General features: G+C 67.3%; 9 protein-coding genes and 1 riboswitch. Of the genes, 3 read left to right on the top strand and 6 right to left on the bottom strand.

What is annotated here, in order from left to right; genetic code table 11:
* Nucleotides 1-122 precede the first annotated feature (122 nt).
* Nucleotides 123-1,436, bottom strand: coding sequence for a hypothetical protein (locus D7V93_RS30740; RefSeq protein WP_120646776.1), 1,314 nt, complete (start codon nucleotides 1,434-1,436; stop codon nucleotides 123-125).
* A gap of 18 nt (nucleotides 1,437-1,454) precedes the next feature.
* Nucleotides 1,455-1,781, bottom strand: a complete 327-nt coding sequence (gene sugE / locus D7V93_RS30735; RefSeq protein ID WP_120646775.1) for a quaternary ammonium compound efflux SMR transporter SugE — start codon at nucleotides 1,779-1,781, stop codon at nucleotides 1,455-1,457.
* A gap of 17 nt (nucleotides 1,782-1,798) precedes the next feature.
* A riboswitch (guanidine-III (ykkC-III) riboswitch) is annotated at nucleotides 1,799-1,869 on the bottom strand.
* A gap of 115 nt (nucleotides 1,870-1,984) precedes the next feature.
* Here sugE and D7V93_RS30730 point away from each other — a divergent pair.
* On the top strand, nucleotides 1,985-2,623 hold the full coding sequence (locus D7V93_RS30730; protein WP_120646774.1) for a glutathione S-transferase family protein: 639 nt from the start codon (nucleotides 1,985-1,987) through the stop codon (nucleotides 2,621-2,623).
* On the opposite strand, the gene D7V93_RS30725 is transcribed toward D7V93_RS30730, so the two are convergent.
* Complete coding sequence (locus D7V93_RS30725) at nucleotides 2,620-3,264, bottom strand: carboxylesterase family protein (protein ID WP_244237614.1); 645 nt, start codon at nucleotides 3,262-3,264, stop codon at nucleotides 2,620-2,622. The genes D7V93_RS30730 and D7V93_RS30725 overlap by 4 nt on opposite strands.
* Nucleotides 3,265-3,493: 229 nt before the next feature.
* Between D7V93_RS30725 and D7V93_RS30720 the strand changes: the two genes are divergently transcribed.
* Together D7V93_RS30720 and D7V93_RS30715 are read left to right on the top strand one after the other, a co-directional pair.
* Entirely contained in the window at nucleotides 3,494-4,261 is a 768-nt protein-coding gene (locus D7V93_RS30720) for a polysaccharide lyase family 20 protein (protein ID WP_120646772.1), read from the top strand.
* A 33-nt stretch (nucleotides 4,262-4,294) separates the two neighbouring features.
* Nucleotides 4,295-4,564 (top strand): DUF2277 domain-containing protein, encoded by a 270-nt coding sequence (locus D7V93_RS30715; RefSeq protein ID WP_120646771.1) that lies wholly within the window; start codon nucleotides 4,295-4,297, stop codon nucleotides 4,562-4,564.
* 3 nt (nucleotides 4,565-4,567) lie between these two features.
* On the opposite strand, the gene D7V93_RS30710 is transcribed toward D7V93_RS30715, so the two are convergent.
* The 3 genes from D7V93_RS30710 to D7V93_RS30700 form a co-directional block, all read right to left on the bottom strand.
* Complete coding sequence (locus D7V93_RS30710) at nucleotides 4,568-6,262, bottom strand: CotH kinase family protein (RefSeq protein WP_120646770.1); 1,695 nt, start codon at nucleotides 6,260-6,262, stop codon at nucleotides 4,568-4,570.
* Nucleotides 6,263-6,437: 175 nt separating this feature from the next.
* The gene (locus tag D7V93_RS30705; RefSeq protein WP_208723208.1) at nucleotides 6,438-7,472 is read right to left on the bottom strand and encodes a hypothetical protein; all 1,035 of its coding nucleotides are present in this window, start codon (nucleotides 7,470-7,472) and stop codon (nucleotides 6,438-6,440) included.
* Nucleotides 7,473-7,527: 55 nt separating this feature from the next.
* Nucleotides 7,528-8,660: AI-2E family transporter (locus D7V93_RS30700; RefSeq protein WP_147451420.1), on the bottom strand; the 1,133-nt coding region annotated here is incomplete at its 5' end.

The raw sequence follows: 8,660 nt of genomic DNA, 5'->3' as shown, positions 1-8,660 counted from the left end.
TCCACCCAGTCCGCCCCCGCCTCCTCCAGCACCAGCCGCACGAACTCGCCACGGCCTGGGATGCCGGGCCAGTAGTACAGCTCGAACTTCGCGTCGCTCATCGTCCACTCCTCCCACAAGGCCTAGTGATCGCCACCCTTACCCGGATTGAGCTTGCGCTTCTTCGTGGGACCAGGCGTTGGGTGTGGTGCAACGCGCTTGAGCGACCCGTCGTTCTTGGGGACATAGGTGAGGGCCAGGGTCCGGCAGTTGAGGTGGATGCCGGTGAGCGTCTCGATGCCCGTCAACTTCCCATTGCAGCTGCGGCAGAGGACGTAACTCCTCCGATGGGCGTTGTAGGCCAGGACATCCTTGCGACGCAGCACCTCGATGATCACGCCATTGTGATCGCTGTAGGCGTACGCCTTGTTGTTGAGCTGCGTGTATTTGTCCGTGAGGCCGTGGAAGACGAAGGCCGGCTCGTAGGCCGGGTCCGTCGTGTCGCTCCCGACCACCTTGTTGTCCTTGATCTTGGCGACAGCATGACGGGTGCAGGCAATGTCGAAGTGGGTATCAAACCCACTGTTGGTTCCCGCGATGCTGAACGTGCTGTGGCCGCCATAGCCCACGAGCTCCTGCTCGCCTCCATGGATGCTGCTCACCCAGTCCGTACCGCCCAGCTCGCCCTGCAGCGCTGACGACATGAAGCCCGAGCTCTTTTGATTGGTGTCTCCAATCAGCAGATCCAGCTCTTCCCTGCCCGTCGAGCGCATCGCATTGAACTTCAGGTACTCCACCACTTTTGCCGCGTTGTTGCAGATCTTGTTCGGGATGTGCACGAAGGCCATCAGCCAACCCATGATCGTCAGGGTCATGCAGATGGCCTTCTCATCCTTGTTGTCGTCCGAGAGCGTATCGAAGTGATGGATCTTCAGGTCGAAGTCGTCGATCTGACTGTGCTGGAGCTTCAGCACCGTGAAGCGGTGGCGCGAGTCACCGGTGGGGTTCATTCCATAGATGACGTCATAGCCCTGGATGGTCTTCCCCATCAGCTCCTCGCCATACAGCTCCCCGAGCACGATGATCGTGGGTGGCCGGGTGGTGAAGCCACCGTTCGTGCTCGTTCGATTCATCGTGCTCTTCACGATGGTGTCGATGACGCCTGCCAGGAATTCCAGCAGCTCATCCGCGTCCTGGCCGCTCTTGAAGTTCTCGGAGAAGGCCTTGGACTCGGGTCCCGTGGCGAACTCGATCTCCATGGTTTCGCTTTTGATCTTCTTCTTGGCGAAGTCGTAACGAGGGACCGGGAAGGAGAGCTTCCGGTCCTCGTTGTCGAGGTCGTACACCTTGCCGGCATTCGTCTGGGCCCTGTGCTTGAAGCTGTTGCCACTGAGGACGGAGTGCCCCGTGGTCTCCTTGTGCCCGACGGATTCCAGGGACTGGTACACGACAAGCATGAGGCGCTCCTCCTGGTTCTAGTGTGTACCGCTGGTGGCCTTCAGGCCCACGATGGCGACGAGCAACAGGCCCAGGAAGAACAGCCGGGGCGCGGTGGCGGGCTCGTGGAAGAGCACCATGCCCAGCACCGCCGCGCCGAAGGCTCCGATGCCCACCCAGACCGCGTAGGCCGTGCCGATGGGCAGGCTCTTCGCCGCGAAGGACAGCAGGCCCATGCTCGCGATGATGGCCGCCACGGTGAGGATGCTGGGCAGCGGGCGGGTGAAGCCCTGCGTGTACTTGAGGCCAATGGCCCAGCCCACTTCGAGCAGCCCGGCGATGACGAGAAGGATCCACGACGACATGGCGCACGACTCCCTTGAAGGCGTCGTCTTGTCGTGACCGGGTACGGCGCACCTCGTCCGGGCTCGAGGCCCCACCCCGGGGCCTCGCACGCACCCCTCACGTTAAACCCGTCAAGGCTTCTTCGCTACCGGCCTTCAGGCAGCGGGGTCACGCCCGCGACGTGCGTCTTCCCCTTTCGGTCCCTGCTCCCCATCATCAGCGCATGATCACCATCAGCGCCTTCAAGTGGGTCCCGCCGTTCGCGCAGGGACTGGTGCGTGACCTCCGCGTGCGGTGGGCGCTGGAGGAGGCGGGCCTGCCGTACCAGGCCCGGTTGATCGACCCCGAGGTCCAGGCCTCCGCCGAGTACCGCGCGCTCCAGCCCTTCGGACAGGTGCCGGTGTTCCAGGAGGACGGCCTCTCCCTCTTCGAGTCGGGGGCCATCGTGCTCCACATCGCCTCCCGCAGCGAGGTGCTGCTGCCCACCGACGAAGCGGGCAAGGCGCGCGCCATCACCTGGCTGTTCGCGGCGCTCAACTCCGTGGAGATCCGCATCCAGCAGCTCGCGGAGATCGACTTGTTCCACGCCGGCAAGACGTGGGCCCAGCTCCACCGGCCGGACGTGGAGAAGGCCGTCCAGCGGCGGCTCGCGGAGCTGGCGGTGTGCCTGGGCGACCGCGAGTACCTGGAGGACCGCTTCACCGCGGGCGACCTCATGATGACGACGGTGCTCCGCAACCTCCGTCACACCGACCTGCTCGAGGCCATGCCCACGGTGAAGGCCTACAAGGAACGCTGTGAAGCGCGGCCCGCCTTCCAGCGGGCCCTGGCCGCCCAGATGGAGCCGTTCCAGCGGCGTTAGAGCGAGTAGCCCAGCATCCACGTGTAGACGTCATGCCCCGCGGTGCCGTCATACGTGCGGCCCCACGAGTCGTGACCGACGCCGGGATAGAGCGTGAGCAGGGCCGCGGGATTCGCCCTGGGCGAGCACGTGGTGTTGAGCGCATTCACGGGGTTGATGGAGCCATACGGGGAGACGGTGCCGTCCGCCGAGCCATGGAAGGCCCAGACGGGCAGCCCCGCCGCCGCCGCCGGGCAGAGGTTCTGGCTGTTGCCGTTGCCCGCGATGGGCACGATGGCCGCGAGCTTGTCGTAGTGGACCGCCGCATAGGCCCAGACCTGGATGGCGCCCGCGGAGATGCCCGTGAGGTACACGCGGCTGGCATCGACCCGGTAGTGCACCTTCGCGAACTCGATGATCTTGTCGATCTCCGCCACGGAGATGAACGCGTTGAAGCGCTGCGGGGCGATCAGGATGAACGGGAACTCACGCCCGTTGCGGATGAGCCGGGGCGGCGCGTTGAGGGCCATGACCTTCTCCAGGGCCGCGGCACTGCCATTGCCCGCCTCCCCCGTCCCGTGCAGGAACACCACGAGCGGGTAGCTCCCGGTCGCGTTGTCGTCATAGTCCGGGGGCAGGTACTCCCAGTAGCCGAGGCTCATCCCAGGCACCGTTCCATAGGGACGGGCCAGGATCTCTCCCTGCGCCGCGAATGCACCCTGCGCGGAAAAAAGCACCAAACCCAAGCTCAACAACAGGCAACGCACGCCGTTCATGAGGCCTCCCAGGTGGAAGGGACAGCCTAACGGATCTGCCTGTGATTTAGCTTGGAAAACGCGCAAAACGCTATAGAACCAATCGCATCATAAAACTCCAGGAAGGGCTCACGCCATGAAGCTCAAGGACGTCGGTGTCGCTGTGGGGGTGTCGTTGTTCGCGTTCGGTCTGGTGGCGGAGGCCGCGGAGATCTTCCGCAACACCGGCACGCTCTCCGGATGGAACTCCATCAACCGGGAGCACAACGGGTCGGTCAACGAGGTGACGAACGTCACCTACGAGGGGCCGACGGCCATCAAGGTGACGCAGATCTACGACCCCGCGTACACCGGCCGCTATCACTCGGAGGTCGTGAGGAACAACGTGTACCGCCGGGGGGACACGGGCTTCTACGGCTTCGCGTTCCGGTTGCAGGCCGACTGGCAGTTCCAGCCCCAGTCCTACAACATCGCCCAGTTCATCGCGGACTTCTCCAACACCGGCTGCGACGACTACATGCCGTCCAGCATGGTGTGGATCTCCGGCAACCAGCTCTTCACGCGCGTGAAGCAGGGCTCCGTCTGCAACCAGAAGACGGTCACGTTCGGCAACCTCGCCACCATCACCGCGGGCGAGTGGCACAAGGTCATCATCCAGGCGAAGTGGGCGAGCGACGGCACCGGCTTCTACAAGCTCTGGTTCGACGGCACCAAGGTGCTGGAGCAGTACAACCTGAGCACCACCGTCTCCGACGACCGCTACTTCCAGTTCCGCGTCGGCCTCTACGCGAACGGCTGGTACGACAACGGCTACATGCAGGGCAGCCAGGCCAACCGCAGCATCTGGTTCGACGAGATCGCGGCGGGCACGACCTTCGCCGACGCCGACCCCGCCCAGTGGTAGGCCCCGTCCGGACGCTGGCCTAGACTCCGGGGCATGTGCCGGAACATCAAGCCCCTGTTCAACTTCGCGCCGCCCGCCACCGATGACGACATCCGCGCGGCGGCGCTCCAGTTCGTCCGGAAGATCGCCGGCACGCGCAAGCCGTCGAAGCAGAACACCGACGCCTTCGACGTCGCCGTCGAGGAGATCTACCAGAGCTCCAAACGCATGCTCGACGGCCTGGTGGCGACCACCCCGCCCCGGGACCGGGCGAAGTTCGAGGCCCTCAAGAAGCTGCGCTTCAAGAGGGCCGAACCCCGCTGATGCTCAGGGCACCTGCGACTGGAACGCCGTCCAGCGCGTGTGCACCCACTGCCGCACGTACTCCACCTCCTCGGCGTGGGTGTTGAAGTCCTGGCGCAGGTGCCACTCCGGGAAGTTGGGGTGCCCGATGGTGTCCGGCTTCGCGAAGGCCTGGTACTCGGCGGCCCAGCGCGCCTCCTCGCGCTGCGCGTTGGGGCCCAGCTCCTTCACGTACCCGTCGATGAGCGCCTGCACCGTGGCCTCGCTCACCTCGTTCTTCAGCACCTGGCGGTAGCGCTCGCGCATCGGGGTGGCGATGGCGGGCTCGTCCAGCATCTTCTTGAAGAGCAGGTTGTCACCCGCATAGGTGGGCCGCGCCGTGGGGATGGAGCGCGTGGTGTCGTAGTTCTGCCCGAAGCTCGCATCCAGGTCCCAGGGGATGAAGCGCCAGGGGCCGCCCGTCTTCGGGTCGTACGCGTGATAGGCATTCTTCGCCTGCGAGTCGTTGCCCAGGATGAGCGTGTTGAAGATCCACCAGTTCTCGTAGTCGCGCGCCTTGAGCTTCGTGCCGAACTCCTGGCGGAAAGCCTCGGGACTCGAGTCCGCGACCCAGGCGACGAAGGTGTCCAGCGTGTCGAACGCGTGGGCCTGGCCCTCCTCGGGGGTGCCGTCCTCCTTCTCGAAGCCCTCGTGGAGGTTCGCCTTCGCCACGTTGTTGCGCCGGACGCGGGAGAAGTTGGCGTCGGCGTCCACCGCCTTGAAGAGGTCCGCGTCCTTGTCGAGGCCGTTGCCCTCCATCAGGCGCTTGTCCGGGTGATCCGCCGCCGTGTAGAGGCCCCGGTATTCGTTGTTCGCGTACACCACCACGCTGAAGGTGCGGATGCGCACGGCGTCCGGCGCCAGCTTGTTCCACAGGTCGAACGCGAGCCGCGAGCGCAGGTACGAGTTGTCATTGAACGGGGTGATCAACACCAGGCGCTTGCGGTCCTTGAAGCCGTCGCCGAAGACGGGCTCGGAGAACAGGTCGTCCTCCGCGAACTTGAACGTCAGGCTGCGCTTGGGGAACACGCTGGACGTGGCCCCGCGGTACTTCGCCTCCATCGTGAAGCGGTGGCCCCGGTAGACGACCTCCGCGGGACGGTAGGACCCGGAGGTGAGGCCCACCGCCTTGTCGAAGAACAGGTGCACGACGGGCAGGCCGTACTCCTCCGTGTACGTCAGGGGATCGACGATGGGGACCTTGCCCGGGGCCGCGTCGTTGTTGGCCACGCCCACCTTCAGCGTGCCCGTCTCCCCGGTGCTGCGCTCCTCCAGCGTGAGCATCCACACCGCGCCCTGATTGAGCGCGGGCGTCCAGCGCAGCGTGGCGGTGGCCTCATCGAACGTGGCGCCCGCGGGCAGGTTCTTCACCCCGAAGCGCAGCGTGGGCGCGGTGTGGTTCGTCCCGCAGCGCACCTGCGCGCTGAAGGACTCGCCCTCCAGCACCCAGCGCGTGTCGCCCGCGGTGGGCGCGCACACCTGCGGCGTCGTGCCCGCGTCCGTCGGGGTGCCCGCGTCCGGATTCGTCCCTGCGTCCGCGCCAGCGTCGGCCGTGCCCGCGTCGGGCGTCTCCTGGGGCACCGTGCCCGCGTCGGGCCCTCCGCTGCCGCCGGGGTTGTTCGGAATGTCGGAGCCGGTCCCCGACGGTGGCAGGGTGTCACCGCCGCCGCACGCCACCATTCCCAGGCAGACCACGCCCGCCAGTCCCCGCCTCCACCATCGCGTTGCTCGCACCGAGACACGCCCCCCTTTGGGTCCACGGCCGGAATCAGACCGTGGGGGAAAGGGGTAGGCATCCCGGACGCACCCGACACCTGCCGGACAGGAAGGTGTCCGGGGCCGGACAGCGCGGGTGTCAGTAGGACGCGATCAGGCCGACGTGCAGGCTGGAGTACGTCTCCTCGGCGACGCCACCCTTCGTCCACCCCGTGCGCGTGCCGGAGCCCTCGAAGCGGTCGCGGAAGTGCGCCAGGCGGAAGGCCACGTCGTAGCCCAGCGGGCCCCAGATCTCCCCCGACACGCCCAGCTCCGCGCTCCAGCCGAAGCTGCTCACGGACGTGCCGAAGTCGGTGATCTCCTGCGCCCGGCGCCCACCGTCCGCGTCAGGCGGACGGCCCGGCTTCGGCGACAGCAGCAGCCCGCCCGATGCGTCCAGCCGCACCGAGCTGAACAGCGGCACCGACAGGTCCACCGCCACCGCCGGGAACACGCGGTGCGTGCCGGACAGCGGGGTGTCCTCCGCGTCGTCCACGTCGAACGCGCGCGTCTGCAGGCCGGCCCGGGCCCCCACGTAGCCCTGCTGGGGCCGCGTGGTGCCGAAGCGGAAGTAGAAGCGGTAGAGCGCCTGCGCCGTGAAGGCGGTGTCGGTGGCGGATGCCTCGCGCGCCGGGGTCTGCCCCCCGTCTCCCGTGAGCGTCACGTCCGACGAGGAGTACCCCTGCTGGATGCCCAACCGCAGGCCCAGCCCGCGCAGCACCGACGTCTCCCGGTGCGCCAGGGGCAGCGCGTCCACCTCCAGCAAGAAGCCCAGGTACGGCTTCGTCGAGGAGAAGTCGGACGTGTCCCCGACCTGATCCTCCTCGGGGAGCCGCTCGTACTCGCCGCACCCGGCCACGCCGGGCCGCGCGCAGTAGCGCCGCCACGTCGCCGTCAGCGACAGGTTCAGCCGCAGCCAGGTGGGCTCCCCCAGCTCCGCTTCGGAGGCCTTCTTCGCGCTGCCCTGCCCCGCGCCTGACCGCAGCGACAGGCGCGATGGGGCCTCGCGCGGGCCATGGAAGGAGGCCGGGGCCAGGGGGGCCGAGGCCGCCGCGGCGGGCGACACAAGGGCTCCGACGAGGGCCAGGGTCCACACCAGCCCCGAAGGGACCCTCGCACTTCCGGTGGTCGTCATGCGCCGGGCAGGTTCACCCAGCCCGACGGCGAAGTCCAGGCTCGGCGCCGCGAGGTCAGGCGTTCATCACATGGCCCACGCTCGAGGCCACTGGCGAGGGCGGGACGGACAGGGAAGGCGAGGAATCCTCCTGCACTCCCGGCATTGTCTGCGCTTCCGGGGCCCGACCCAGGAAGTCACGCCGGTAGATGCGCACCATGGCCATGAAGATGGACGCGATGAGCGGCCCCACCAGCAGGCCCATCATCCCGAACACCGCCAGCCCGCCGAACATGGAGAGGAAGACGAGCAGCGGGTGCAGCGCCATGCGCGAGCCGCACAGGCGGGGACGGATGACGTTGTCGATGCTGCCCACCAGGAACGTGCCCCAGGCGAGCAGGAACACGCCCTCGCTCACCCGGTTCGCCGCGATGAGGATGACCCCGATGGGCCCCCACACCAGGGCGGTGCCGCCCACGGGCACCAGCGCCACCAGCACCATCGCCGCGCCCCACACGCCCGCGTGCGGCACCCCGGCGAGCAGCAGCCCCACGAAGCCCACCGCGCCCTGCACCAGCGCGGTGACGGTGTTGCCGTAGATGATGGCGTACGCGACGTCGGTGAACTCGTGCGAGAAGGCGTCGAAGTAGCGGCGCTCCAGCGGGATGAGCTTCGCGACCTCGTTGACCAGCCGGCGGCCGTCCAGGAAGAAGTAGTACATGGCCACCGTCATCAGGAACATGTTGACGATGAGCTCCGTGCCCGCGCCCACCAGGTCCGCGAGCAGCCCCGCGCCGCCCGACACGGCGGTCATCAGCAGGCGCTCCGTCTCCGAGCTCTCCGGGTCGAAGCGCACGTAGCGGCTGACGCCACGGGGCAGGCTGGCCAGGAAGTGGTGGCGCAGGTCCACCTGATCCAGCAGGTCCTGCGCCTGGCCCACGAACTGGAGGACTTCCCGGGCCACCATCCAGCCCACCAGCGCCAGGGGCGCCAGGATGAGCAGGAACACCGCCAGGGTGGACAGCCCAGCCGACAGGGACTTGCGACCCCGGAGCCGTTGGCTCAAGGAGTCCTGGATGGGCATGAACAGCACCACCAGGAAGCCGCCCAGCAGGACGGGCATCATGAACGGCAGCAAGATGCGTGAAAAGAGAATCAACGCGACGGCGAAGAGCCCCGCGAAGATGAAATTCGACCACCGCTTCGTAT

It is taken from the genome of Corallococcus llansteffanensis, from assembly GCF_003612055.1.
In the GTDB taxonomy this organism is placed as follows: Bacteria; Myxococcota; Myxococcia; order Myxococcales; family Myxococcaceae; genus Corallococcus; species Corallococcus llansteffanensis.
Note: the sequence above shows the minus strand (reverse complement) of the source record. Positions and strands in the feature narration are given on the sequence as shown.